The organism is Bernardetia sp. MNP-M8 (assembly GCF_037126285.1).
Classification (GTDB): domain Bacteria; phylum Bacteroidota; class Bacteroidia; order Cytophagales; family Bernardetiaceae; genus Bernardetia.
On sequence record NZ_CP147012.1, the window covers coordinates 1,606,336 to 1,633,137 of the forward strand.

At 30.9% G+C, this 26,802-nt stretch carries 24 protein-coding genes; 13 read left to right on the forward strand and 11 right to left on the reverse strand.

Going from position 1 to position 26,802, the window contains the following annotated elements; all coding sequences use genetic code 11:
* Positions 1 to 139 precede the first annotated feature (139 nt).
* The 4 genes from V9L04_RS06685 to V9L04_RS06700 form a co-directional block, all read right to left on the reverse strand.
* Positions 140 to 601 carry a GyrI-like domain-containing protein gene (locus V9L04_RS06685; RefSeq protein ID WP_338793310.1) on the reverse strand — a complete coding sequence of 154 codons (462 nt, stop codon included), beginning with the start codon at positions 599 to 601 and terminating at the stop codon, positions 140 to 142.
* 70 nt (positions 602 to 671) lie between these two features.
* A complete protein-coding gene (locus tag V9L04_RS06690) occupies positions 672 to 1,406 on the reverse strand; it encodes a YafY family protein (protein WP_338793311.1) in 735 nt (244 codons plus the stop codon).
* Positions 1,407 to 1,479: 73 nt separating this feature from the next.
* Complete coding sequence (locus V9L04_RS06695) at positions 1,480 to 2,247, reverse strand: EI24 domain-containing protein (protein ID WP_338793312.1); 768 nt, start codon at positions 2,245 to 2,247, stop codon at positions 1,480 to 1,482.
* An 81-nt stretch (positions 2,248 to 2,328) separates the two neighbouring features.
* Positions 2,329 to 3,357, reverse strand: a complete 1,029-nt coding sequence (locus tag V9L04_RS06700; protein ID WP_338793313.1) for a DivIVA domain-containing protein — start codon at positions 3,355 to 3,357, stop codon at positions 2,329 to 2,331.
* 160 nt (positions 3,358 to 3,517) lie between these two features.
* Between V9L04_RS06700 and V9L04_RS06705 the strand changes: the two genes are divergently transcribed.
* From V9L04_RS06705 to V9L04_RS06740, 8 genes are all read left to right on the forward strand, one after another.
* Entirely contained in the window at positions 3,518 to 4,060 is a 543-nt protein-coding gene (locus tag V9L04_RS06705) for a 2OG-Fe(II) oxygenase (protein ID WP_338793314.1), read from the forward strand.
* 101 nt (positions 4,061 to 4,161) lie between these two features.
* Complete coding sequence (locus V9L04_RS06710; protein WP_338793315.1) at positions 4,162 to 5,646, forward strand: hypothetical protein; 1,485 nt, start codon at positions 4,162 to 4,164, stop codon at positions 5,644 to 5,646.
* Positions 5,647 to 5,832: 186 nt separating this feature from the next.
* Positions 5,833 to 6,246 (forward strand): hypothetical protein, encoded by a 414-nt coding sequence (locus V9L04_RS06715; protein ID WP_338793316.1) that lies wholly within the window; start codon positions 5,833 to 5,835, stop codon positions 6,244 to 6,246.
* Between the two features lie 353 nt (positions 6,247 to 6,599).
* Positions 6,600 to 7,442 carry an MbnP family protein gene (locus V9L04_RS06720; protein WP_338793317.1) on the forward strand — a complete coding sequence of 281 codons (843 nt, stop codon included), beginning with the start codon at positions 6,600 to 6,602 and terminating at the stop codon, positions 7,440 to 7,442.
* A 65-nt stretch (positions 7,443 to 7,507) separates the two neighbouring features.
* Positions 7,508 to 8,575, forward strand: a complete 1,068-nt coding sequence (locus V9L04_RS06725; RefSeq protein ID WP_338793318.1) for a cytochrome c peroxidase — start codon at positions 7,508 to 7,510, stop codon at positions 8,573 to 8,575.
* A 60-nt stretch (positions 8,576 to 8,635) separates the two neighbouring features.
* On the forward strand, positions 8,636 to 9,565 hold the full coding sequence (locus V9L04_RS06730) for a hypothetical protein (RefSeq protein ID WP_338793319.1): 930 nt from the start codon (positions 8,636 to 8,638) through the stop codon (positions 9,563 to 9,565).
* 72 nt (positions 9,566 to 9,637) lie between these two features.
* On the forward strand, positions 9,638 to 11,788 hold the full coding sequence (locus tag V9L04_RS06735; protein WP_338793320.1) for a cytochrome c: 2,151 nt from the start codon (positions 9,638 to 9,640) through the stop codon (positions 11,786 to 11,788).
* A 117-nt stretch (positions 11,789 to 11,905) separates the two neighbouring features.
* Positions 11,906 to 12,061: a hypothetical protein gene (locus tag V9L04_RS06740; RefSeq protein WP_338793321.1), complete on the forward strand. Its 156-nt coding sequence runs from the start codon at positions 11,906 to 11,908 to the stop codon at positions 12,059 to 12,061.
* 28 nt (positions 12,062 to 12,089) lie between these two features.
* Here V9L04_RS06740 and V9L04_RS06745 read toward each other — a convergent pair whose 3' ends face one another.
* Both V9L04_RS06745 and V9L04_RS06750 read right to left on the reverse strand, forming a co-directional pair.
* Complete coding sequence (locus tag V9L04_RS06745) at positions 12,090 to 12,662, reverse strand: HAD-IIIA family hydrolase (protein ID WP_338793322.1); 573 nt, start codon at positions 12,660 to 12,662, stop codon at positions 12,090 to 12,092.
* A 258-nt stretch (positions 12,663 to 12,920) separates the two neighbouring features.
* Entirely contained in the window at positions 12,921 to 13,946 is a 1,026-nt protein-coding gene (locus tag V9L04_RS06750) for a pyridoxal-phosphate dependent enzyme (protein WP_338793323.1), read from the reverse strand.
* A 139-nt stretch (positions 13,947 to 14,085) separates the two neighbouring features.
* On the opposite strand from V9L04_RS06750, the gene V9L04_RS06755 reads away from it, so the two are divergent.
* Both V9L04_RS06755 and V9L04_RS06760 read left to right on the forward strand, forming a co-directional pair.
* Positions 14,086 to 14,502 (forward strand): OsmC family protein, encoded by a 417-nt coding sequence (locus tag V9L04_RS06755; protein WP_338793324.1) that lies wholly within the window; start codon positions 14,086 to 14,088, stop codon positions 14,500 to 14,502.
* Between the two features lie 7 nt (positions 14,503 to 14,509).
* Complete coding sequence (locus V9L04_RS06760; protein ID WP_338793325.1) at positions 14,510 to 17,251, forward strand: tetratricopeptide repeat protein; 2,742 nt, start codon at positions 14,510 to 14,512, stop codon at positions 17,249 to 17,251.
* A 58-nt stretch (positions 17,252 to 17,309) separates the two neighbouring features.
* On the opposite strand, the gene V9L04_RS06765 is transcribed toward V9L04_RS06760, so the two are convergent.
* From V9L04_RS06765 to V9L04_RS06785, 5 genes are all read right to left on the reverse strand, one after another.
* Positions 17,310 to 18,683, reverse strand: coding sequence for a hypothetical protein (locus tag V9L04_RS06765; protein WP_338790948.1), 1,374 nt, complete (start codon positions 18,681 to 18,683; stop codon positions 17,310 to 17,312).
* Between the two features lie 87 nt (positions 18,684 to 18,770).
* Positions 18,771 to 19,382 carry a hypothetical protein gene (locus tag V9L04_RS06770; RefSeq protein ID WP_338793326.1) on the reverse strand — a complete coding sequence of 204 codons (612 nt, stop codon included), beginning with the start codon at positions 19,380 to 19,382 and terminating at the stop codon, positions 18,771 to 18,773.
* A 27-nt stretch (positions 19,383 to 19,409) separates the two neighbouring features.
* Complete coding sequence (lpxA, locus tag V9L04_RS06775; RefSeq protein WP_338793327.1) at positions 19,410 to 20,207, reverse strand: acyl-ACP--UDP-N-acetylglucosamine O-acyltransferase; 798 nt, start codon at positions 20,205 to 20,207, stop codon at positions 19,410 to 19,412.
* Between the two features lie 326 nt (positions 20,208 to 20,533).
* Positions 20,534 to 21,340, reverse strand: coding sequence for a sulfite exporter TauE/SafE family protein (locus V9L04_RS06780; protein ID WP_338793329.1), 807 nt, complete (start codon positions 21,338 to 21,340; stop codon positions 20,534 to 20,536).
* A gap of 108 nt (positions 21,341 to 21,448) precedes the next feature.
* The gene (locus V9L04_RS06785) at positions 21,449 to 22,258 is read right to left on the reverse strand and encodes an exonuclease domain-containing protein (RefSeq protein ID WP_338793330.1); all 810 of its coding nucleotides are present in this window, start codon (positions 22,256 to 22,258) and stop codon (positions 21,449 to 21,451) included.
* A gap of 401 nt (positions 22,259 to 22,659) precedes the next feature.
* On the opposite strand from V9L04_RS06785, the gene V9L04_RS06790 reads away from it, so the two are divergent.
* From V9L04_RS06790 to V9L04_RS06800, 3 genes are all read left to right on the forward strand, one after another.
* Complete coding sequence (locus V9L04_RS06790) at positions 22,660 to 25,080, forward strand: BamA/TamA family outer membrane protein (protein WP_338793331.1); 2,421 nt, start codon at positions 22,660 to 22,662, stop codon at positions 25,078 to 25,080.
* A 35-nt stretch (positions 25,081 to 25,115) separates the two neighbouring features.
* Positions 25,116 to 25,430: a hypothetical protein gene (locus V9L04_RS06795; RefSeq protein WP_338793332.1), complete on the forward strand. Its 315-nt coding sequence runs from the start codon at positions 25,116 to 25,118 to the stop codon at positions 25,428 to 25,430.
* Positions 25,431 to 25,542: 112 nt separating this feature from the next.
* A complete protein-coding gene (locus V9L04_RS06800) occupies positions 25,543 to 26,796 on the forward strand; it encodes an ABC transporter permease (RefSeq protein WP_338793333.1) in 1,254 nt (417 codons plus the stop codon).
* Positions 26,797 to 26,802: the final 6 nt, after the last annotated feature.

Sequence of the window (26,802 nt, forward strand, 5' to 3'; positions counted from 1 at the left end):
ACTTTTCATTTGTATAACAGACTTCCTAGTCTGTTTGAAATACGCAGACTGGGAAATTTGTTGTACTTATAATATTCATTTTTCCTAATGCTAAGAAAATAGCCTGAAACAGCTTTAAAAATACATTTTTGTGTAAAAATCAATTTTCAACAGCAATAAAAATATCTACTTCTGCATCTTTAGGATTCATTGCTTTTTCTCCATAGATTTCAAAGTCACTTGTAAATTTTCTGTTTAAGTTCTTATTCCAAATCTCTAACCATTTGTTATAAACAATGTCTTGTTGAAGGTTTCCTTTAGTCGTAAATTTTTCATATTCTGTTTCTTCAATTGTTTTTCCAATCATTCCAGTAGGTACTTCTTCTAAACTTTTGACTTTACAGCCCAAAATGGTTGTATATGGTTTTGTATGGTCAGATTCATATTCAGTATAAATACAATAAACTTCATTTGAAATTTTATTAGGAATTTTTTCTGTAATAGATTCTGACATAAATTTTTCCCAAAGTGCAGGAATATCTTTTGCTGCTTGCTCATTTTCATTGGTTGTACGGACAGAAATGCCAATGATATTTAATTCTTCGATTTTTTGTGTATTCATTTTACTTAAATTAAAAGGTAAATAATTTTGATTTGATTGAATACAAATTTAGTAGGAGCAAGTGACAGCCTTATGTCAAGGGCTTATCAGGGCTTAGCAAAGATTCTAAATATTTTCTTTTACATTCTTCAAAATACTCTTGAAGTGTCATGTCATGAGAGTCAAAGCTTTGATTCAGAACTTCTAATTTTTGAATTTTATCTAGTCTGAAAGCTCTAAATTCATTTCTCAATCTACAAAAGGCAATCAATAACCAGTTTTCTTGTGTGCTGTATAATGCAAAAGGTTCTATTTTTCGCTGTGTTATCGTATGTGTTTCTAAAGTGGAATATTCAATTTTACAAAGGAAATTATTTGTTATGGCAAGTTGTAGAGTAGATAAATAATTGCTTGTTTTGTCATTTTCAAGGTTATAACGAAACTGAATTCTATCAGAAAGTAAATTAGCTTTGTCTTTTGTATGATTTTTCAAGACTGATTTTACCTTATTTATAGCTTCTGTATATTCTTTGATGAAAGAAGAGTCTTTATTTTGCAAAATTAATCGTTGTGCTGTAATAAGGGCATTTGCTTCACTTTCTGTAAACATAACAGGAGGAATTGTATAACCTTCTACTAACGAATAACCTTTTCCTTCTTCTGTGCAAATAGGAACACCAGCTTGTTCTAAGGCTTTTATATCTCTATAAATGGTTCTTTTACTGACTGAAAATTTTTCTGCTAATTCTGAGGCATTCGAAACTCGTTTGGTTTGTAATTGAAGTAAAATTGCTGTCAGCCTAGAAAGTCGTTTTGTATCTTGCATTTTTCATTTTGTCATTTTTCCTAACATTAGGAAAATAGCCTAAAATAGCTTTAAAGGAGCTTTTTTTTAAAAACTATATTTGTTCTTCTTCTAATTCATAAATTCCCAAACCTGCCGAAACACAAGCCCAAATAGGAGCAAACAAAATTCCTAACAAAGGAATCAAAATCATAAAATACATAGTTATACCTACTCCAACAGCAAAAGGACGATGTTTTTTGACAGTTGCTCTACTTTCTTGAACACCCAATTTCATAAACTCATTTCTCAAATCTATCATTCCAAAACCTACAAAATAAGATTCTACCAAAATAATCAGAACGGTAGTAAATGGAGAAGCAGGAGAGAAAAAAAGTCCTATCAAAATAAGAGGAATCGTAATAGCTAACTCAATGGCTAGATTGGTAAGATTGATTATAAGACCACGTTTAAGGTCGTGTAGAAATTGAGGGAAATGAAAGTCTTCGTTTGGTCGCTCTGGATGTAAAATTTCTTGAACCTTTGCAGCCACAATCGAAAGAGCTGGCGAAAGTAAAATCAACATCAAGTATTTGTATGATTTGAAATAAATCAGAAATACTATTATATAAACAAGAAATGCAACAATATAAGAAAGCGTTGTTTGCCACCAAGTTACAGGATTATCTAATCTAAAAAGTCCTTCTAACCATTCTACTGTACTGCCTGCAAAAAAATATCCTACAATTCCAACCGAAACAAAAACAATCACATTCAAAAGTGCAGGTAAAAAATAATATTTCCATAAGTTATGCTTACGAGTAAAAGCCAATGCCTTACCATACAAACGAACACCTAACCAAAATTTTGCAAATGGATTCATAGACTATTAAAGTATCACAGACTTCCTAGTCTGTGTGAAAAATAATTTCATTTCGACAGACTAGGAAGTCTGTCATACATTTTATAAATCACTCAAATCAAAAATAACTCCTCTAGAACTAGGGCTAGTAGAAGATTGAGATGTTGATTCTGTTTTTTCTTGTTGTTTTTGCTGCTCTACTTTTTGTTTTTCTTCTTGCTCTTGTTGTCTTATTCTTTGAACAAATTCTTGTCTTTCTTGCTGGTCTTGTTGTTCTATTTCTCTTCTAATTTTTTCTTGTTGTAATTGAGCTTGTTTTAAATCTTGCTTTATTTTTTCTTGTTCTTCTCTTGTTTTTTGCTCTGCTTCATATTTTACTTCTTGGCGAATTTCTGGGACAACCTTGCGAGGAGTTTCTTTGTCATAACTTGTAGACGAAGAATAATCTGAATAAGCAGAATCACTTTGACTATATAATTCTTGATAATTTCCTCCTTCAAGTTGCTTTAACTGTTCTCTAATAATCTGACTGTGATGTTGGTGCATTCTTTCAGCACGTTCTAAAGCCTGTTCAGAAGTATGCTCAACATCTAGTTTAGACAAACGTTCAATTTTTGAAAGAGCTGTTTCCATAAAACTTTGTAACTCTTGCATCATCTGTGCCTTTTGCTGTGCGCTATATTCATACGCATAATTCAAGAGCTTTATCTCTCGTTTCATTTCTGTAAGCGTTTGGTCGGCAAGTTGTTGCGTACTTAAAAGAATACTTTTTGCATTTGATTTGGCATTTTGTAGAAGTGCGTCGGCTTGCATTTTCCCTTCTAAAATCAATAAATCAGCTCTTTTTTGAGCTTGTTCCCAGTTCAAACGGCTTGCTTCCTGAGCTTGTGAGAGCGATTCTAAAAGTGTGCGCTCAATTTCTTTAAGTTTGGCAAGTTCAGTATGCAAATAACCTACTTGTCTTTCCAGTTCTTCGTTGCGATGAGAAACTGAACTCATATTTTCAGCAACATCAGAAAGATACTCACTTACATCTTCTTTGCGATAACCTCCAAAAGTAACTTGTTTGAAAGATTGTTTGCGAATTTGTATAGGTGCGATAGGAGATTTATTGTTATTTGTGTCTGCCATAACTCGTTTTGCACAATTATTTTTTGAGAAACTGTTTTTAGTAATAGGAAAGTTCTGCTAAAATAACATTTTTTTTATTCTTTTATTGGAATAATTTGAAAGTATTGATTTATCTTGTTTACTTTCTACTAAATTATGTAAAATTTGAACAGCCAAGTTTATGAAAGCAATTCACTTACTAAGCAATAGAATCATAACTATAAAGAATTTCTTTACGTCTCAAGAATGTAAAAAGTATATTGATTTGAGTGAAAGTTTAGGCTATGAAGCTGCAAAATTAGATACAGGAAAAGTAGTTTCAGAAATTAGAAATAATGCAAGGGCATTTTATAATAATCAAGAATTAGCTGATTTAATTTTTGAAAGAGGAAAGGATTTTTTTGTTCCCAAAATTGGAAATAGTGAAGTAGTTGGAGTAAATGAACTTTTTAGATTTTACAAATACGAAAAAGGACACAAATTTAAAGGACACCAAGACGGAAATTTTATCAGAAATGAATCTGAAGCGAGTTATTTTACCTTTATGATTTACCTAAATGATGGCTACCAAGGAGGAGAAACTACATTTTTGAAACACAGAATTATTCCTCAAGAAGGAATGGCACTTATTTTCTTACACAAACTCTACCACGAAGGAAGCGAAGTTTTGGAAGGCAAAAAATATGTTTTGAGAAGTGATATTATGTATAAATTGAATCAATAATGTTTTGTGCTAGGAAGTTAAAAGGTATCAGACAGATTTATCAAATATTTAATTATTTTTCAAATACAAAATTTATTTCCAAATTTATCTATCTAACACTTATGAAAATCTACTCACAAACTCATTTCAAAATACTTTTAGTTCTATTTTTGGCTTTTAGTTTTAGCCTTTTTTCATGTAATAATGAAAAGAAAGACAGTACAGAATCTACTGGAAATATTGAACTAGTAGAAACTAAAGTTACTGACGATAACTCAATGCGAGATACTACAGTAATTATAAACAGTTTTTATGCGACTTCTACAAAAATTACACAGCAGAAGTATAATGTATATAATATTTTTGATAACGACCCTTCTACAAGTTGGCAAACGATGTTAGGAGCAGCACCTGATGAAGGAATTATGTTTAATGTCTATAACCTTTATATTCAAACCTTAAAAATAGAACAACCAGAGGGAGAAAACTTAGCACAAATAGAAACTGTAACTATTTATATAAACGGAAAAAAGAAAGGCGAATTTGATGCTACAAAACCAATGCTAATTAAAGAATATGCAGATGCTGTCTATATAAGAATTACCAAAACATCTGATATGACAATCAAAAAACTAGAAAATCAAGTGGCACAAACTACTACTTTTGATAAAAACAAAAGTGTCGGAATTAAAGACATAAAGATTATAGGTTATCAATTTCCTACTAAGAAAACATTAAATATCCTTTTTTACCCTAATATTCTTGTAAATGGAAAAATAACAGCTTCTTCTACCTTAGAGCCTACTTTTGCCTATAACACTACACATTTGTTTGATGCAAGAACAGATATTGCATGGGCAGAAGGAGATGTAAATTCTAGGGTAGGGTCAACACTTAATTTTAATTTTGATACGCCTCAAAAAATATCTTCTATCAGAATTTGGAATGGTTATCAGCGTTCGGAAGAACATTATAAAGCCAATGCAAGAATCAAAAAATTTAGTTTTGGTACAGAAAATAATATGAAAGAATTTGAATTAGAAGACAAAATGGAAGATAAATATATTGATTTAGGAGAATCTATAGAAAGTAGTAATTTCGTTTTGGAAGTAAAAGAAGTCTATGAAGGAACAAAATATAAAGACCTAGTTGTAAGTGAGATACTTTTCAAAAATAATATGCGTTCAGTTATAATTCAAACCAAAGAAACCGAAAATCAAATCACAGAATTAAAAAATAAAGCTAAAAATACGCCTTTAGAAAATGTATTAGATAGAAGACTGAATTACCAAGAACATGATTATTATCAAATTGATAAATCTTTTATTTTGCGTTCGGATGGAACTTTTGTGATGTATAAAACAGAAAATTCAGAAGAAGAAAATTCAAAGAGCGAAATTTTGGCTGATGGAAATTGGGAAATAAAAGAAATGAATGGGGATAAAGTCAAAATTCGTGTTTTCGGGAAATTTATAGATTTTTCTCAATATCAAGATTTTTATAAAGGAAAAGTAACCAAAGATTTCTTACAAATTTTTCAAGATTTTGTAACCATTGATAACCAAAAACTGAAAGGCGAGAAATTTATAGGCGAATTTGTGTATTAAATTCTAAACCCTAAGAAACTTTGAAATCCCTTAGAATTTTTTGAAAAATTTCCTTTTGTTTTTATATTCTTTTTGTATTACCTTTGTAAAAAATAAAAAGAGTCTATCTTTTGCTCCTTGCTCAAATTTTACTCACAAAGTCAATCTATTTTCTTGACAAAAATTCTTTCCATATTCTCCACTCTCATGATAGTCATTATCTTGATACAACCTTTCCAAAAACTTTGGATTGTTTTGTCTTTCGAAATGAACAGAGAGTATATTGCTCAAAATCTGTGTGAGAATAAAGAACAAGAAGATAAAAAGTTAGAAAAATTAGCAGAGCTCAAACGAGCAAACAAATTTGCAGAACAGTTTGGTCTTCGCTGTGCAGGTTCATGTCAGCTCAAAAAACAACTTGCAGAAGCCGAAAATCAACAAGATAATGCTCCTGTTTCGTCTATAAAATACACATTAGACCTTCTTTTTATAGAAAAACTAAGTTCATTTATTCTTGATAATCAACTAATTGTATTTGAAAATCCTATCCCAAATGGATTTTATCAGGGTTTTGATTCTTCTTCAAATGTATACGGAATTTTCCGTCCTCCAGTCGTTTAATAATTTCACTTATTGTTATTTTATGAATTTTGTAGGTTAAAGGTTTGCCTTTAACTGTATTGTGATTTTATGTAAAACAAAATACATAACCTCACATATCAAAGACGAGCCTTTGACCTACAAATTTCGATATTTTGTTTGTCAAAATTTAATTCTAATTAAAATTATTAATCAGAATTAAACTATATGGCAATCTAATTTCCATTATTTCTCAATTCTATTTCTTTAATGACACTTGCTGTTGTCTTTATCAATAGCAAATTATTTTATCGATTTTGACAAAATTTTTGTTCCAAAATCGCCCTCTAATCTATTCTCTTTTATTTATTATTTTATATATAAAAACAACAAAAATGAATACTAATTTTAATTTCTCAAAAATTGCCTTTTTAGCTTTTTTTATAGCCTTTTCTACTGCTTTATCTTCTTGTAAAAAAGACTCTGACACAGATCCAGAGATTGATCCAAACAAAAAAGGAATGGTCGAAATCAAATTTGATAATGTTGCTGGTCAAGATGATTTTACTTTAGGAGAAAACTACACCAATGCAGCAGGCGAAACTTTTAAAGTAGATATGTTACAGTATTATATCAGTAATATTGTTTTGAAGTCTGAAAGTGGAAGTGAATATGTAGTTCCACAAGAAGAATCATACTTTTTGATAAAAGAACATGATGTAGCTACACAAAAAATACAACTTTCTAATATTCCAGAAGGAAACTATAATGAAGTTACTTTTACAGTTGGTGTAGATAGTCTTCGTAATACCAAAGACCCTTCAGAGCGCACAGGAGTTTTGGACATAGGCGTAGAAGGTGCAGGAAAAGAAATGTATTGGTCTTGGAACTCAGGTTATATCTTCTTCAAAATGGAAGGAACATCAACAGCTATTGAACCAACTGAAAACAATCCTAATGGAAAGTTCTATTACCACATTGGGGGTTTTGGACATAATTCAACTCTTAGTAATATTAGAACAGTTACACTTTCTTTAGGAACTGATGTAGCACAAGCAAGAGAAGAAACTATGCCTTCAATTCATCTTGTAGTAGATATTTTGAAAACTCTTGAAGGAACTACACAAGTTAGTTTAAAAGAATATCCTGTAGTAATGGTAAATCCTTTTTCATTGAAAGTTTCTGAAAACTATATGAAAGCATTTGAATATCATCATGTTCATAATGACGGACACTAGTAAATTTTAACTTCAAACCTATAAGGTTTTCAAAATCTTATAGGTTTAAATACACTCAACCAATTATGAAAAAGTATTTTTTATATAAAACTCTTCTTGTTTTCACTATTTCAATTCTATTTTTCTCTTGTCAAAAGGAGGATGCAAATCCCAAAGAAAAAATTGAATTTAAAACTCCTTCTAATTTTCCAACACCTGTTTATGATTTAAAAGAAAATCCTGTAACTGTTGAAGGTTTCGAACTCGGTAGAAAATTATTTTATACAGGAATGTTGTCAAGAGATGGAAATATAAGTTGTGGTTCGTGCCATGCTCAAACATCAGGATTTACACAACATGGACACGACCTAAGTCATGGAATTGATGATCAACTGACTCTTAGAAATTCATTGCCTATTCAAAATCTAGCTTGGTCTAAAAATTTCTTTTGGGATGGAGGAGTTTTTCATTTAGACTTGTTTGCTATTGCTCCCATAGAAGCCGACAACGAAATGGGCGAAACGCTGCCCAATGTCTTACAAAAACTAAGAGATACAGAAGGTTTACAATCTCCAAAAACAGATTATCCATTGCTCTTTGAAAAGGCTTTCGGTACAAAAGAAATTACAACTGACCGTTTTTTGAAGGCTTTATCACAGTTTCAACTCATGTGTATTTCAGCTAATTCTCGTTACGATAAACATGTCAGAAATGAAAGTACAAAAGAAAATAAATTAACAACACAAGAATTAGAAGGATTAGAATTATTCGAACAAAATTGTTCAAACTGCCATTCTAAGACACTTTTCACAGACCAAAGTTATAGAAATAATGGTTTGAAAGTCGGAAATCCAAATGATACTGGAAGACACCGAATTACACAAAATGAGGAAGACAAATTCAAGTTTAAAGTTCCTAGTTTGAGAAATGTAGAAGTTACTCGTCCGTATATGCACGACGGAAGATTTAGAAATTTGGAAGCCGTTTTAGACCATTATACAGATGGCATACAAGATTCTGAAACTTTAGATGAAAGTCTGAAAGCAAAACTCAAAATTGAACTTAATCAAGAAGAAAAAGAAGCCATTATTGCCTTCTTAAAAACACTTACTGATGAAGATTTTTTGAATAACCCTATTTTATCTGAATTTTAATTTTTACCAACCGTCAACGAGGTCAAGACCGTCGTTGAGGATTTTTACTAAGCTATAACTATGAAAAATTTAATCGCTTTTTTACTTTTTACAACTTCATTTTTATTCCTTTCTATTCCTTCAAAAGCCTGTGATTTATGTGGTTGTGGAGCTGGAAGCTATTATTTGGGAGTGATGCCACAATTTCAAAAAAACTTTGTCGGTTTGCGTTATCGTAGTACTTCTTTTGACTCTCATCTAGGAGGAAATAGCAATTACTCTTCACTCTTCGAAACACAAGAGCGTTTTTATACTGCCGAAATTTGGGCTAGATTTTATCCCCATCCAAAATTACAAATTTTAGCTTTTTTGCCTTATCAATGGAATTTTCAAGACGAGAATAAAATAACAAAATCGATTAGTGGAATGGCTGATGCTTCTGTACTTGCTCAATATGAAATTTGGAATACGACAAATGACACAATTTCACAAAAATTTGAACATAGTTTTTTTGTAGGAGGTGGAGTAAAACTACCAACTGGAAAATCAGATTATAGCGAAGAAGATGTTTTACAGGTTGCTAATGCAAATTTTCAGCTTGGAACAGGAAGTACCGATTTTCTTTTGACTTCTCAATATACAATTCGCTACAAAAAAGCTGGTCTGACGGCTGATATTTCTTATAAAATCAATACAGAAAACAGCGAAGATTATCGTTTTGGAAATCGTGTAAGTAGCAATGCAACTCTTTTTTATGTCAAACAAATAGGAAAATTTGGTTTTATGCCAACTTTAGGAACATATTATGAACATAGCCAACAAGATATAAGAGAAAATAAGACTGTTTTTGATACAGGTGGAAATTTATTTAATGCTGTTGTAGGAACACAAATTTATACAGGACGTTTTATGTTGGGTATAAATTATCATACACCTTTGAAGCAAAATTTAGCTAATAATCAAATAAAATCAAATGATAGATTTATGATTCAGACGGCATTTTTGTTTTAGAGAAATAAGTTACTTTTCAAGAAAAAATGTATTTTGAAGGTAGATTTTATATTATCAACTTACTTTCAAGCCATGAAAAAATTACTTTTTATTTTTATTGTTGTCTTTGCATTTTGCTTTACTTCATGTTCAGATTCTGAAAATACTCAAAATGATAGAATTGCAAATATGTCAGCCGAAGAACTGGCTTATAATTTTCCACATCTTTTTGATTCGCCTCCTCCACAAGAGTTTGTCATTGATACAGAAAAAGATACCGTCATTTTTGGAAAGTCTGGAACTTTACTTGCCATTGAAGCAGGGACTTTTACAGATGAAAGTGGAAATCCATTAAAAGGAAAACTTACGCTCAATCTCAAAGAAGCTTTATCACTTTCTGAAATGCTGGAAAACAAACTCACTACACAAACACAAGATGGACAAATTTTGCAAAGTGGTGGAATGTTTGAGTTTACAGCCAAATCGAATAAAAATGGAAAGATAAATATTTCAAAACCGATTCATGCAGAAGTTCCGACAAAGCAAAAGATAGGCGATATGTCGGTTTATGAAGGAATACAAGTAAGCGAAGATGCGCCTGTTCAATGGAAAAAAGAAAAGGAGTTGGAAAACTGGCTTACAGAAATTCCATTAGAAAGACTTGATTTTTTTCCTAAGAATGAAGGTAGCTTTGAGAAAAATGGAAAGCGAACTATTATTATTCCTGCTGATGAAATCAGAACATTAGAAACTTATTATTTAGGCGATAGTATTCGTGTTATTTATGATGATTTAAATGAAGAAAATTCTAGTAGTTTTTTAGAGCAGAATAAAAAGAATCCTAATCAAAAAAATCAATCACAAAGTATATTTCGTTTTGTACAAGATGATGTGAACTATGATTCAATAGCAAGAGAGAAAGAGAAAATTTGTGGAATTTCAAAATACATTTTAGAAGGACTTTCAGACAAGAAATTTCAAGGAACTTTTATTTCTACTTACGAATTTGAAAAACGTTTGAAAGTGATGAATGAATGTTGTGGAAATGATTTGATAGCAATTTATCTCAAAAACTTAGATAAAAATTTATGGGAATCAGATAAATTAGCAGCCGAATATCTTATCAAAAATAAAAAATGTAGAGCATATATTTTTGAAGAGTTTGCAGCCGAAAAAGCAACCAAAGTAAAACCAAAAGACAAAGTAAACCGAGCTTTAAGAAAATATATTGACAAACTTTTTAAGAATAAAGAAAAGGCTTGGTCAAAATTTGAAAAAGACTTTGACAAGTGGGATAAAAAAAGAGAAGAATTACAAACTGAAGTAGTCGACAAACTAGAAAATGAAAAACGTTTTTCAGAGCGTTTGAATTATTCTTTTGATTTGAATAGACTGGGTTGGACAAATATTGATATGTTGATGAAACTTGAAAATCAAATTCCAGTAGCTTTTGAGGTAAAAGTGAAAGGTTTAGAACTCAAAGAAGCAGGAAGAGTATTTTTAATTTTTCCAAATGAAAAAACCATTATTGATTTAAGCCGAAACGAAAAAGGTCATTTTTATGGAAAACAAGGCAATGAAAATGTCATTTATCTACCAAAAGGAGTAGATATAATTTTGAAAGCAGTTACAGAAAAAAACAAACAGCTTTACACAGGAGAAATTGATTTAGCTATCAAAAGTAAAATCAGAGAAACCATAAAAGTAGTAGAAACAACAGATAAAAAAGTAGCTGACAGAATGAAAGAATTTGAACAAGAAATAAGAACTGTACAAACAATTTCTAATCCTATACTTACAGCTATTCCTTTCAATAGGAATCCAATTATTACACGCAAAGATTTTTCAGCCAAAAAATTTGAACAAGCCTTAGAAAATCATTACAAAAGCAAACCTGTTTTAGATGATTACAAAGAATGTTGTCAAGCAATGGATTTAGTAAGAGGAAAACAGATTTTTGAAAATGATTGTAAGCAATGCCACGCTATTCATAAAAAAGTAGTAGGACCTGCTTTGAAAGGTTCAGAATCTCGTTGGGGAAGTCGTGCTGCTACTATCAATTTTATTAAATATCCTGAAAAAACTATTACAGGAGACAATGAATATGCAGCTCGCCTTTATAATGAGTATGGACAAATGATGCCAAATTATAATCACTTGAGCGATGAAGAGATTAGTTGGGTTTTGGATTATATTGAAAAAGAATCAAGAAAGTATTCGTATTCAGATTTTAAAGAAAAATAAAACTAAATCTATTCACAACACTTTTAAAATGTAGCATATTTGTAGCTTACTCTTTAGAGTGAGTCAAATGTACCAAATACTTTAGTGTTTGAATTAAACCAACTAAAAAATGCTATCATGAATAATTTGGATATGAATGATGAGGAATTCGAAAAAGAATTAATCAGAAGAGATGAGCGAAATAGTTTTTATATTAAGTTCATTCTTTTTGGAGTGAGTGGAGGGTTTTTGTTAGGAATTATCCTCTTTATTTTGGTTATGATTACCTCTTGAAATAGAAGTTTTTCAAAAAAAACGTGTTTTATTTTGTAAGATGAATCAAATAGGGAACAGCTTCAATGAGTGAAGTAGTTTCAAAATCAATCAAAGCTTTGTTTTTTACACGCTCAAAGCTATTTTTTTCATTGATAAAACACGTTTTCATTCCTGCATTTCTACCAAACTGCATATCAGAAATGCTATCTCCAACAATAACAGAACGCTTAAAACTTATCTTACAAAAATCTTCTTTTGCATCAATAGCCATTCCGATAGCTGGTTTTCGGCGTGGAGAATTGGTCTTGGAAAGGTCTGGACAAAAATAAACTTTATCAATCTGTGGTAATTTTTCTAGCAAATAACTATGAATAAGTTCCAAATCTTTTTCACTCATTAGTTGCTTTCCAATTCCTTGTTGATTGGTTACAACTACAATAGTTTCGAAATGTTGAGTCAGAATTTCTAAGGCTTCTTTTGCATGTTTGAGAATATCAAATTCTTCTAAATTTTTTACATAATCATCTTCTAATTTACGATTTAGAACACCATCTCTATCCAAAAACAGTGTCCAATTATTTGCCTTATTTTTTTTGTTCTTTTGTTCTTTGGTATTCATCTGATTAGGATTGTTTTTAGTGGAAGGTTAAAAAATTCAGACTACTAAAATTGCTAAAAAATCTCTAAAAAAGCTAATTTCGAATGTAAAATCTAAAATAATTTTTGGGTAGATTTGAAAAATAAATAGAAATTGTAAAATAAACACGAACCTTTGTGTGTTTTTTACGTTATCATTATTATAATTACCAAATTTACTTAAAAACGTTATGAAAACTAAAAGTTTTATAGCGTTTTTTTTATGCTTATTGATTTTTTACTAAAAAACTCCTCCTGTATGAATCAAAACGATTGTACTGCCTTCCTCAAAAAAATTAGTTGCAGCTAAATTATAGATTGCAAAAAAGGCTTTCCCTGTATAAATAGGCTCAATCTGAAAATCATTTTTCTGATTAAAATCTGTAATAAAATTCATCAATTGCTCTGATTTTTTTGCATATCCACCTTCATGAAAATTAGTTTCCAAAATGAGGTTTTCTAGTGTATTTTTTGTTTTAGTAGTGTCATCATTATAAAAATCATTTAATAGTTTTTCTATATCATCTTTTAAAAAATCACCTCCTTTTAGTGCAGAAACAGCTAAAACTTTAGTTTTTGTCTTATTTTCAATTTCTTGTATGCCATTCAAAACTCCTGCTGCTGTTCCTCCTGTTCCGATAGCTAAAGCAAAATAATCTATCTTGTTATTTAATAAACCTTTCTTCTGCCATTGTTGGTGTTTTAGCGAAGCGACACCAACAATATTATTTTTCAACAAATCAAAAGCAATTTTGGGAATATGACTTGTACCTTTTATAGCAAGAGCATTTGAACCTCCTTCTGGAACTAAAAAAAAATCTCCAAACTGTTCTTGTAATTTTTCTATAAAAATACTATTATTTTTTTCTCTATATTCACTTCTTGAAATATAATGAAGTTGCATATTTTGCTCTTTACAAAAAGTAAGAACAGGATTTAAGTTCTGATGCTCTTCTCCTCTAATTATTGCAATGCTTTCTAAACCTAATTTTTTAGCAGCAAAAGCAGTAGCTCGCAAATGATTTGAATAAGCTCCCCCAAAAGTGAGTAATTTGTTTTTGTTTTGTTTTTGGACTTCTGCTAAGTTATAATATAGTTTATATAACTTATTTCCTCCAATATGTTTGTGTTCTGCATCTAATCGTAGTACTTTTACATTTATATTTTTCTGCTCAAACAATTCATTTTTCCAATCTGAAATAAAAACTGGAGAAAGAAAATCAGCAAATAACGAAGGAAATGAATTAGAAGAGAAATTAGTATTCAAAATAAAATGCAATTAGAGATGGGTTAAAAAATAAGGCTAAAATTCGGCTAAAGTCATCTTTTTTGTCTATTTTTAATTATAAAAATACATCATTCATCTTGCTTAAAAAAACACAAGGTATCAAAATCAATTTAATTTTATGATAAAAATAATTTATCAAGGCAATTTACGCACTCAAGCTACTCATATCAACTCTCAAAATCAGATTATTACCGATGCTCCAAAGGATAATCATGGAAAAGGAGAGGCTTTTTCTCCCACTGATTTGGTGTGTAGTTCGTTGGCTTCCTGTCAGATGACAATGATGGGCATTTTGGCACAACGAGAAGGAATAAATTTGGAAGGATTAGAAGCCTATATAGAAAAGATAATGGTAGATAATCCTCGTAGAATTGGACGTATCAAGATTACTTATACCTGTCCAGAAACACTTTTGCTGACTGTTACAGAACATGAAAAATTACATCGTGCAGCCATGACTTGTCCTGTTGGACTTAGTTTGCATAGTGATATTATACAAGAAGTAGAATGGGAAACACTACACTTGAAAGCATAAATTATAGATGAATAAACTAATTCATTTTTTTACTTTATTGGTTTTCAATATTACCTTTATTTCATTCGAAATGATGGCTCAATCTGATGTGCCTAATAACAAACAAAATAAAAAAGAATTAGATAGTCTTTGGTTAGTTTATAATTCTGCTGAAAAATTAGAACTAGAAGATACTACTAAAATAAATACACTTTTAACAATTTCAGAGGTATATATAAAAAATAAAAATGACTCTAGTAAAAATTTGGCAGAATTAGCTATTCAGAAATCAAAAGAAAATCTGTATTTCAAAGGAAGAGCAAAAGCTCTACGCTTGGTTGGTTTTTATCATCAATATAAAAACAATTATGATTCTGCGATTCATTTTTTTAAAATTTCTGCTGATGTTTATCAAGAGATAGGAGATTCTGTAGAATATTCTTTTGTACTTAATAATTTAGCAGGTATATATTACGTACAAGGAAATTATCAACGTGCTTTAGAAAATTTATTGACTGTAATAGGTATTCAGCAGCGTTATGATAAGAAACTTCAAGTAGCTCGTGCGCTAAATAATATGGCTTTGATTTATAAGAAAAATAATAAATACGAAAAAGCAATTCAGATGCACAAACAGGCTATCACAATGAAGCAAAAATTAAATGATAGTACAGGAATAGCAACAGGTTATTTGAATATTGGAAGTGTGTATTTAGAATTAAAAGATTATAACGAAGCGAGTGTTTATTTTAAAAAAGGACTTCCTATAGCTATTCAACTAAAGGATAATATGCTTCTCTGTCAGTATTATATAAATTTAGGAATGAGTTTGGTAAAAACCGATTCTATAAAGACAAATCAAACTAAAGAGAAAATTTTATTTTATTTTGATAAAGCAGAACAGATAGCTCACAAACTACAAGATAGACACCTTTGGTTTTACATTAATTTTGGAAAAGCAGAGTATTATTATGATAATAAAAATTATAAAAGAAGTGAGTTTTTTGCAAAAAATGCTTTAGATTTAGCTCGTCAAATAGGTTTGAGGCATAACCTAGGCAATGTATATCGACTTTTAGCAAATATCTATCAACAAAAATCTGAATTTGAATTAGCTGCAAGTTATTTTGAAAAGTATGTCATATTAGATGACTCTTTAAAAAATGACCAAAATGTAAATGAAACCAAACGACTACAAGCTATCTTTGAGAGTGAAAGACAAGAACAGATTATTTCAGTTTTGAGAGAACAAAAAAAATTACATGAGTCTGAAATCGAACGGAAAGAAAATTGGAATTACTCCCTAGCTACTGTTGTAATTCTTTTACTTGTCATTGCTATTTTAGTTTTTATTCAAAAAAGAGATAGAGATAATCAAAATAAAGAAATATTAGAAAAAAGCACAGAGATAAGTCAGCAAAAAGAAGAAATTACTCAACAAAACACTCAACTCAAAGAAACATTTTCACGCCTTTCTATTTTGTCTGAAATTGGACGAAAAATAACGGCAACTATGGATGAAAATGCCCTTATTTCCATTATAAAAGAAAGTATAGAACACATTATGCCTGTCGATGGTTTCGGAATTGGTATTTATAATCCTCGTTCGCAAGCCATCGAATACAATAATTTTATAGAAAAAAATGAGATTTTGCCATTTCATATAGAGTCTGCCACAGAAGATACAAAAAGCATTTCGGTACAGTCTTTTTTAGAAGACAAAGAATATTTTATCATTGATGTAAAGAAAGAATATTTCCAAAAAAACAAAAAATATATTAGTCCACTTATTGGAGAAATACCTCAAACGGCATTTTTTATTCCTCTTCGTATTCGTGAACGTCCGATTGGTGTCATGACCATTCAGAGCTTTGATAAAAATCCTTATACAGAAGATAATTTAGCTCTTTTGCGTAATCTTGCTACTTATGTATCAATTGCTGTTGCCAATGCAAATGCGTATAAACTTATCAGAGATAAAAATCAAAATATTTTAGATAGTATGCGTTATGCCAAAACCATACAAGGCGTTCTTACTCCAACTGAAAAAGCTATTTTGAATCAATTCTCAGATTATTGTTTGATTTATAGTCCAAAAGATATTGTTAGTGGTGATTTTTATTGGCTTACAAAAGTAAATGGTTATACATTTATTGCTGTTGTAGACTGTACTGGACACGGAATACCTGGGGCATTTATGTCTATGATTGGCAATATGCTTTTAGACGAGCTTATCAATCAAGAAAAACACATGCAGCCTTCCAAAATTTTGAAATTGATGCATGAGAGAATACGAAAACTATTAAAACAAGATGCAAAATCAAAGAACAGCTCAAAAATAAATAAGGATGGCATGGATATGATTTTGTGTAGAATAGAAAGGCGTACTTCGGCTCTTTACGAAGTAGCTTATGCTGGAGCAAAACGTCCTCTTTGGTATTCAGAACCTTCACATACAAAAATTCAAGAAATAGGAGCAACACGAAGTTCGATAGGAGGAAAACAACGAGAAGAAAAACGACTTTTTGAAGAAAATATTATTCAACTTCCTATAGGCTCTTCCTTATACCTTACTACTGATGGATTTGCAGACCAAAATTCGCCACAAGCTGAACGTATTGGAAGTTATAATTTAAAATTATTTCTAAATACTATTTTAGATAAAAATATGGCAACACAACAAGATTTATTAATTGATTTTCTAGAAGCACATAAGAAAGATGCTGACCAGCGTGATGATATTACGTTTTGGGGAGTTAAATTAGACTAGTGTTTGAATTAGGCTGTTCAATCAAGGTCAAAAAGTTCCCTAATTTTTTGACCTTGATTTAAGCAACATTTTTCATTATTTTTTTCAACTTTAACTCTTTGCATTTTATGTTTTCTAACGCATTTTGAGTTTCTTCTATTGAAAAAGCTCTTCCAAAAGTAGCTATTGTAAAAATAAATTCAGTTAAACCACTTCTGCTGTTGGGATTTATTTTAGTTTTAAATTTTCCAAAATAACTCTCAATAATATCAGAACTACAAAGAATAAATTCCTCCTTCAAACTCTTACTTTTGTTTTCTAAATTATTCAAATATAATTTAGCGTTCTCCATAAAAACTTTTGCTTTTGGGTTTAATTTGTCTCCTGCTTGAGACTCAATAAGTAGCAATTTATTAAGAATATTTTTCTTTTGTAAAACTCCAAATCCTGTAGTTTTAAGCTCTTGACAAACCATTTTAAATACTTTTTCTACCTGTATTAGTCCTTTTATAAACTCCTCTTTTTCTTTCAAAAAAAGAACTTGTTCTTGAACACATGAGGGTAAATTGTCCCAATTTTGTACTATTTTTTTTGCCCAATTAACACAAGGAAAGATATTTGCAAAACGCATTTTTACCCTCATAGAAGGAGGCATATACTGACTATTATCTTTACTTAAATTCCATTTTTGTCGTAATTGACCGACAAGGTTACTAAATAATTTGAAATCAGCATCTTGATGATAAAGTCGCTTTAAATGATTAGCTAAAATATGAGTACAATCCTCTATATGGGTATAATTCAATGATTTATAAGCCTTTTTTAAGTTAGTACCTTCATCACTAACAATATATTTTATTTTTGTTTCAGAGGCTATTTTACTTAATTCTTTCGCTATTTGTTCGCCTCTCCATTCGTTACCAATTTCTACTGCCAAAACTTCCATATCACTATGAGATAAACTTCGGTTTTTAGGAATAGCATCTACTGAAACACCTAGTAGCAAAAGTATTTTTTCACTACCAAAACTAATACTTTCATCCACATAGACCACATACTCGCTACTTTGGTTTTCTGTGTGTTCAAGACGATAAGCTCCACATTTGCATAACCAATTACGGATACTGCTATGACTTGGTAATTTGCCTTGTAAACCAAAACAAAGATGTAAGCAAACTAACGTATGACGACAACTGCGTAAACTCATACCACCATATTTATATAGTTCTAGTACAAAATTGACTACCTGTAAGCTATACTGGTGTCTTTTTGCTTTTTTAGTAGACAAGTTTAATTTGCCTTGTAATTTTTCTGCTTGATATTTTTTTTTCCAAGAATCTCGGCTATCTAAGAGTTCTTTAATACGACTTTTTAAATAGTCGTTTTCTTTTCTGCGTGCCATAGCTTTGGATTTCCAGTTTTTTATCCTATATTCATACTGTCGTTTAGACATATTCCTCGGTATTTTTTGTTGTGTAGTAACTCAAAAATACGAGGAATTTTTTTTATAGTTTGTACAGCCTATGTTTGAATATTAATGTTATATCTCCATTGTAAGAAGAAAGCCTACAAACAAAAACAGCATAATAGCCGTAATTAGCCAATAATACCTTCTGCTTTTGATAACAATTCCTCCGAAAGCAAGCAGGGCAGCACCTCCTTTAATATAGTTTTTGAGATGAAAAAATTCATATTCTTGAAAAATTACAGAATTAATAATCATTGCTGTAAATAGTAACCCATATAAAAAACAGATAATAGGAGCTTGTTTTTGAAAATAACGTTCTAAGTCAAATATATCTTTTTCATATCTGGTTTCATTGATTTTTGGAAATAAAAACACACAAACCAAATATAGAATCAGAGGCAAAACAAGAGAATAATAATAATAGAAAATATTAATGCCAATAAATTCATTGTTTGTCCAAGTTCCCCACCAAATCAAGATAGAAACCAAGAAAGTAAGAAAAGACCAAATGACAGGAATAAAATCAAAACGAATTTGGGAGCGATAACGCATAAAATTTCCCCAACCCATAAAAAATTCGGCTACAATAAAACCAAAAATAATAGCATTAAAGACAGCCAAATATTCAATTCTAGAAAAGCCATTTATTTCAGAAGAAAGCGTATTTTGTAGAAAAAAAAACATTAAATTAGAAATTTGAGTGGTAACTAATTATATTCCGATACTATCATCTTCATTTCCACTTCTAATAATTCCTTTTTTTGCATTTCGTATAAATTCTACAATTTGATTTTTCTCTGTTGTTTGTGGTTCTATTTCTCCTATTTGTTTGAGAGCTTCTTGTGTATTTAATCCTGCTGAATAAATAAGACGGTATATTTCTCTAAGTTCGGCAGTTTTTCCAGCATTAAAACCACGTCGTCGTAAGCCTACAATATTGATTCCTGCATAAGAAAGAGGTTCACGCCCTGCACGAATATAAGGAGGAACATCTTTTCTGACCAACGAACCACCTGCAATCATGGCATGTGCGCCAATTTTGACAAACTGTAAAACAGCACTTGTACCTCCAATAATTGCATATTCTTCTACTTCTACATGTCCTGCCAGTTGCACTCCATTTACCAAAACACAATAATCTCCAACAATACAATCGTGAGCAATATGTACATAAGCCATTACCAATACATTATTACCAACTGTTGTTTGCATCTTATCATCTGTTCCTTTATTGATAGTTGCAAACTCTCTAATTGTAGTATTATCTCCAATTATAGTTAATGTTTTTTCACCTTTATATTTTAGGTCTTGTGGATCTCCTGAAATAACAGCCCCTGGATAAATTTTACAGTTTTTACCTATCCTTGCACCATCCATTATTACTACATTTGCAGCTATCCATGTCCCTTCTCCTATTTCTACATCGCCATAAATAGTTGCAAAAGGTTCAATAATTACATTTTCTGCAATTTTAGCATCTGGGTGTATATTGGTGTTTGGATATTTCATGTGTTAGGCTGTTGTTGAGTGAGTGCAGTAAGTAATTGAGATGTAGTGTAGCTTTTATTTTAGAGTTTAGGTTTTTTTTCTAAAAACTGCTCAAATTTTATTGCAGAATTAGAGCAAAGTTAAGTCATTATAAACAATTTAACTAAAAAAATAAAAGGCAGACAAAACAATAAACACAAATTTACAAATTTGTTTAGTTACTTAGAACAATTACGAATTAAAAAATAAAAATTATAGATGTGTTATATTCCTAACAAGTTATTGGCACTTTGTTTTTTATCGCTTTTTCTTGAAATTTTAAAAAAATTGGATGCAAAAAAAACGAATCAGAGCAGAAGCAATAATTTTTCACTCAAAAAATCATAGATTCCCAAGAAGCGCACAATAGCAATGAGGATAATTCCTATCAAAATTGCTCGTATCCAATAATTAGCCTTTGGATGTCCGATTGCAAACTTAGCTGCCCACATAGCACCAATCATTTGAGCAACGGAAAGGGTAATACCAGCAATCCATTCTATTTGACCACTCCAAATAAAGATAGCAAAAGCAGGAATATTGAGAAGAAGAGTAAGCAAAAGTTTAATAGCATTTGCATTAGTAAGCTCATAACTTGTTGCTGACATCAAAACGACGAGCATAATCACACCTACGCCAGCTTGAATAAAACCTCCATAGAAACCAACAGCTAAAAAAATGAGTATTAGCCAAGGTAAAGCTAATTCTTTACGATTTTTGTCTTCTTCTATCCATTTTTTTGGATTGTTTAAAACTAAGAAAAGCATAAAAACCATTACACCACCAATCACACGGCTCAACCAAATTTCATTTGACTTTCCTACTTCAACGGCTGCATAAGCTCCCAAAACAGAACCTAAAATAGTAGGAATTGCAATTTTCCAAACGCCTTTAAAATTTGTCTTTCCACTTTTTAGAAAAGTACGAAGACCTACCAAAACTTGGAAAGTTACACCTACTCGGTTTGTTCCATTTGCCATTCCGACAGGTAAGCCAGCAGCCACAGAAAGTGCTGTAATTGTCAGAATTGAGCCATTTCCTGCCAAAGTATTAATTATTCCTGCTAAAAACCCAGCAGCTAATAATACCAAATAAACATCAATTGTATATTCCATGTTCTTCGAAAATTACGAACTGCAAATCAAAGACAAAGCAGTTTTTGAATATAGAATTTAGCTGTGTGAGCTATCAACAAAATATCTTCTTGTACTAATAGTTAATCACTACTTATTCAACATACTCATTTTTAGTTTTATTCTTGTAAGTTCTTGTTTGGTGTTTAGGGGGAAATCATTTTTCATAATCCAATCATAATAGGAAGATTCTTTTGTCAGAACATCTTCAATTTTTTTGTCTTTATGTTTTCCAAAAGCAAAAACAGCTTCATTTTTATCATTATAAACCATTCTTCCAGCCAAATCAATACGATTTGAGAAACTTAATTGATGTAAAGTTTCCATATCATTTTTGACAGGAATAGTAACATTACCAAAAGTATCTTTGTGTTCCATGTTTTCATACCTTTTTACTTGTTCTTCCAAAATTCCAACACAAGCCAAAGTATCAACTTCTGCGCTATGCGCTCCTTCTAATTCTAGGTTACAGTAAAACTTATAGGCAGCCGAAAGTGTACGAGGTTCCATCAGGTGATAGATTCTTTGCAAATCAACAAGTTTACGATTCGAAATATCAAAATCTACTCCTGCTCTCAAAAATTCTTCTACAAGCATAGGGACATCAAAACGCATAATATTAAAACCTGCCAAATCACAACCTTTCAAAATACCTGCAAATGTTTTTGCCATTTGTTTGAAAGTAGGAGCATCTTTTATATCTTCATCACTAATTCCATGTATTTTGGTAGTAATATCTGGAATTGGAATAGTTGGGTTTATTTTATGTGTATGAACTTGTTTTTCGCCATTAGGCATTAGTTTTACAATAGAAATTTCTACAATACGGTCTTTTATAGTGTCTATGCCTGTTGCTTCTAAGTCAAAGAAAGCTAAAGGGTTTTTGAGATTAAGATTCATAATTAGTTATACTACTAGTGTTTTGAAATAATTTAGACAACACACAAACTATTTGTTGATATAGCTTTATCAGTATTTGGGAATGCTACAATGAAATACTACAAGTAATTATTATAATAGTTTAGATGTCATCCTTTTGCGAAAAAGTCCTTTTGGACAAAAGTAACAAATTATTATCAAGTCTTTTTATAATAGAATAATATTTATATTATAAGTGTACCAAAACAAAGATTGATAATATACTTTTCTAGGCTAATTTAGGAAATAGCTTTGTGCTGAATTCAATTTACTCATTTTTACTTTTTCATCTAAAAAACAAAATCTATAAATTTAAGTTGAAGTATAAACAAATCTTATTTTGTTATTCCTTCATTTTTATAGTTTAATATTTATTTTACAAAATGCGAAACATTTTTTCCCTTTTCGTACCTCATTTTTCTTTACAATTTTTCGTTATTTCTTTTTTTCTACTTGTCCCTTTCATAATGAGTGGTTGTACAGGTATGAGCAGAATCACAAAAGAAAACCCTTTATATACAGGAAGTGAAATAAAATGGGAGAAGAAGGAAGGTAAAATTCCTGAACAAGACCGTGTAGAAGCTGAAGTAGAAGAAGTTTTAGCACCAGAGCCAAATACAAAATTTTTGTGGATGCGTCCTCAATTGGCTTTTTATAATACTTTTTATACTGAAAAAGAAAAAGGTTTTAATCATTGGGTAATGACCAAAATTGGCAAACCTCCAGTTTTAGTAAAAGATGTAAATGAAGAGCGTGTACGTCAGCTTGTTTTGAATAGGCTTCTAGCAAATGGACATTTTCAAGCAGAAACAGAAGCTAAAATCGAACAGAAGGGAAAAAAAGCAGAAATAATTTATACAGCAACTGTTTATCAACCTTATAGATTGGATTCTATAAATTTTCCTGAAGAGCCTGAACCACTTGGGAATGTCTTGAATAATGCTACTAAAGAAACACTCCTAAAAAAAGGAGATCCTTACAATTTTGCTCTTTTAGAACAAGAAAGAAGTAGGTTAAATGACTATGCAAAAGAAAAAGGATATTTTTACTTTAGTGATAAATTTATAATTTATAAAGTAGATTCAACAGTCGGAGATCGTCAGATGAATATCTACATGCAAGTCAAAAAGCAAATGCCTGATATTGCTAGAAAACCTTACCGAATCCGTAATGTTTTTTTATTTCCTAATTATAAAATGGGAATGGATAGCATTAAGAATGCTGCAAAGCTACAAAGAATGGGACGTTTGGAAGGAGATTCTACTTTTTATTGTATGATGGATGGTTGCACTTTCCGTCCTGAAATATTAGCTCGTTCGATTTATTTAGACCCAGATACACTTTATTCTGCTCAAAGACATGAACAAACTTTAAAACGTTTGATGGGTTTGGGAGCTTTGAAGTTTGCAGACATTCGATACAAACCTGTTGATTCTTTGGGAAATGAAGGGTATTTAGATGCTTATATTCAAATGGTTCCTTCAAAAAGAAAATCATTGAGAGCAGAATTGAATTTAGTTTCGAAATCCAATAATTTTGCAGGACCTGGTCTAAACATTAGTTATCGCAATAAAAATGCTTTTCGTGGAGCAGAGCTTTTAGTAGTTCGTTTAGATGGACGTTTCGAAACACAAATAAGTGGACGTAATTCAAATCAAAATGTAGAGCAGCCTAATCAACAAAACGGACTTTATTCCTATGAAATTGGTGCAGGTGTAGAAATTTATATTCCTCGCTTCGTTAGTCCTATCAAATTACCTCGTTTGGCTCAAAAGTTTGTTCCAAGAACAGTCTATCAAGGAGATGTTAGGCTACTAAGTAGAGTAAATTACTTTAAACTTCTTTCTGGAACAGCTCAATTTGGTTATGATTGGCAAGAAACAGCTACTAAAAGACACCGTTTTAATCCTATTTCTATAAACTATGTTCGTTTAATGGACACAACAAGCCTCTTTAATGAAGCCATTGGAGATAATCCACTTTTACAACGAAGTTTTCAAAATCAATTTATTTTTGGTGGAAATTATTCATTTACTTATCAAAGTGCTTCCAAAGTAGATGAAAATGCTAGAAAAAATAAAAATCATATCTTCTTTAATGGAAATATTGATGTAGGAGGTAATTTAATACACAGCATTCAAAGTATTTTTGAATCTAAAAAAGCTACAGGAGCAGAGCCTTATACTATTTTGAGTGAGCCTTATGCACAATATGCTCGTGCAGATATAGATTTTAGATATTACTTAAATTTTAATGAAGAAACGCATCATAAAATAGCAACTCGTTTTATTGCAGGTGTAGGAATTCCTTATGGAAATGCTGATGTATTGCCTTACACCAAACAGTTTTTTGCAGGAGGAGCAAATAGTATTCGTGCTTTTCAGGCTCGTTCTATTGGACCAGGTTCATATATTTCAAAAGATAGTACGAGTGGACTTTTTTATGACCAAACAGGTGATATGCGTTTAGAAGCAAATATTGAATATCGTTTTCCAATTTATAGTGTTTTCAAAGGTGCTATTTTTGCAGATGCTGGAAATGTTTGGTTAGTCAAAGAAGACCCCAATCGTGAAGGAGGATTATTTAAGAAAAAAAATATTATCAATGATATTGCTGTGGGAGTAGGTGCAGGACTTCGCATTGATGTTACTTTTTTTGTTCTTCGTTTTGATGTTGCTTTTCCTCTTAGCAAACCTTGGCTTCCTGAAAATGAACGTTGGGTCAGACGACAAGTACAAGTTAGAGATAAAGAATGGCGAAGAGATAATTTAGTCTTGAATATTGCTATTGGTTATCCTTTTTAGGTATTTAAACTATTCTTACAGAAAAATATTAGTATATGAACCTTTCAAACTCTTCTTCAACTCAAAAATTTAATGATTATCTGTCAGATTCACTCTCAGAAAAAGAAAAAATTGCTTTTGAAGAAAAACTAGAAAAAGACAAAGAATTAGCTGATTCTTTCGAAAAACACAAACAGATTTTGGAAGGAATGACAAGTGCTAGGCGTGCTTATTTTCAGCTTTACAGAGATATTGAAGGAGAACAACCTTACTCAAAACCTAATCAAAGAATTGCCCCTTGGTATGTTTGGGTTCTTATTGTTTTAGTTTTGGGAATGGCAGCTTGGGCAGTTTTTGAATTATTTTTATAAAGCTATACAAATAAGTAAAACTAAAATCCGTTAAAAAGATTGTAGTATTTTAATTTCAAATAAGACTTTTTTATATTGTGAGTGAATAAAAATTATAGCATATAAAAATACCATGAGATTAATAGATACTGACAAATGGAGCGAAATAATTGATACTCTTTTTAGACATAAACTCCGAACTTCTCTAACTGCTTTGGGAGTAGGCTGGGGTATTTTTATGCTTGTTTTGCTTTTAGGAGCAGGCAAAGGACTTCAAAATGGAGTAGAGTACAACTTTAGAGATGATGCTGTAAATAGTTTGTGGCTCTACGACGGACAAACTTCAATAGCCTATAAAGGAATGCCTGTAGGTCGTCAGATTCAATTCGAAAATCAAGACTATGATGCTTTAGAGAATATAGATGGAATAGAATATAAAACAGGAAGATTTTATTTGAGAGGAGATTTTATTACACAATATAAAGATAAGAGTTCATCCTACAATACTCGTTGTGTCCATCCAGACCATAAATATCTTGAAAATACATTGATGGATAACGGTCGTTTTATTAATCAAACAGATTTGGATAAGAAACGAAAAGTTGTGGTTATTGGAAAGTTAGTAGCAGAGGAACTTTTTGAAACATTTAAAGAAAATCCACAAATTCCTATTGGCAAATGGATTATTATTGGAGATATACCTTTTCAAGTAGTAGGTGTTTTTTCTGATAATGGCAATGAACGAGAAATGCAATATATGTATTTGCCTATCACAACGGCACAATTGGCTTTTAATGGAAAAAATCGTATTAATCAACTTATGATGACAGTGGGTGATGCTTCTGTTGAGGAAGCAAATATCATTGCAAAGAATATTCAGAAAGACTTTGCTGCACGCCATAAATTCTCTCCTGATGATGATAGAGCTGTAAGAGTACGCAATACTGTTGAAGAATTTGAGAAGTTTCAAATGCTTTTTCTTTTTATTCGTGGTTTCGTTTGGACAGTTAGTTTAATGACTATTTTGGCTGGAATAATTGGAGTCAGTAATATTATGCTAATCATTGTAAAAGAACGTACAAAAGAAATTGGTGTTCGCAAAGCTCTTGGGGCAACACCTTATTCTATTGTTAGTCTGATTGTAAGTGAAGCTATTGTGATTACGTCTGTAGCTGGTTTTGTTGGTCTTACTTTAGGAGTAGGTGCAATTATGGGAATGAAAATTCTTATAGGAGCTGGTGGAGATTTTTTTAGAAATCCTGAAGTAGATTTATATGTTGTCTTGGTTGCTATCGGATTACTTGTATTTTCAGGAGCTTTAGCTGGTTTTTTTCCTGCTTACAAGGCTGCCAAAATTGCACCTATTGTAGCGTTAAGAGCTGATTAAGTTACT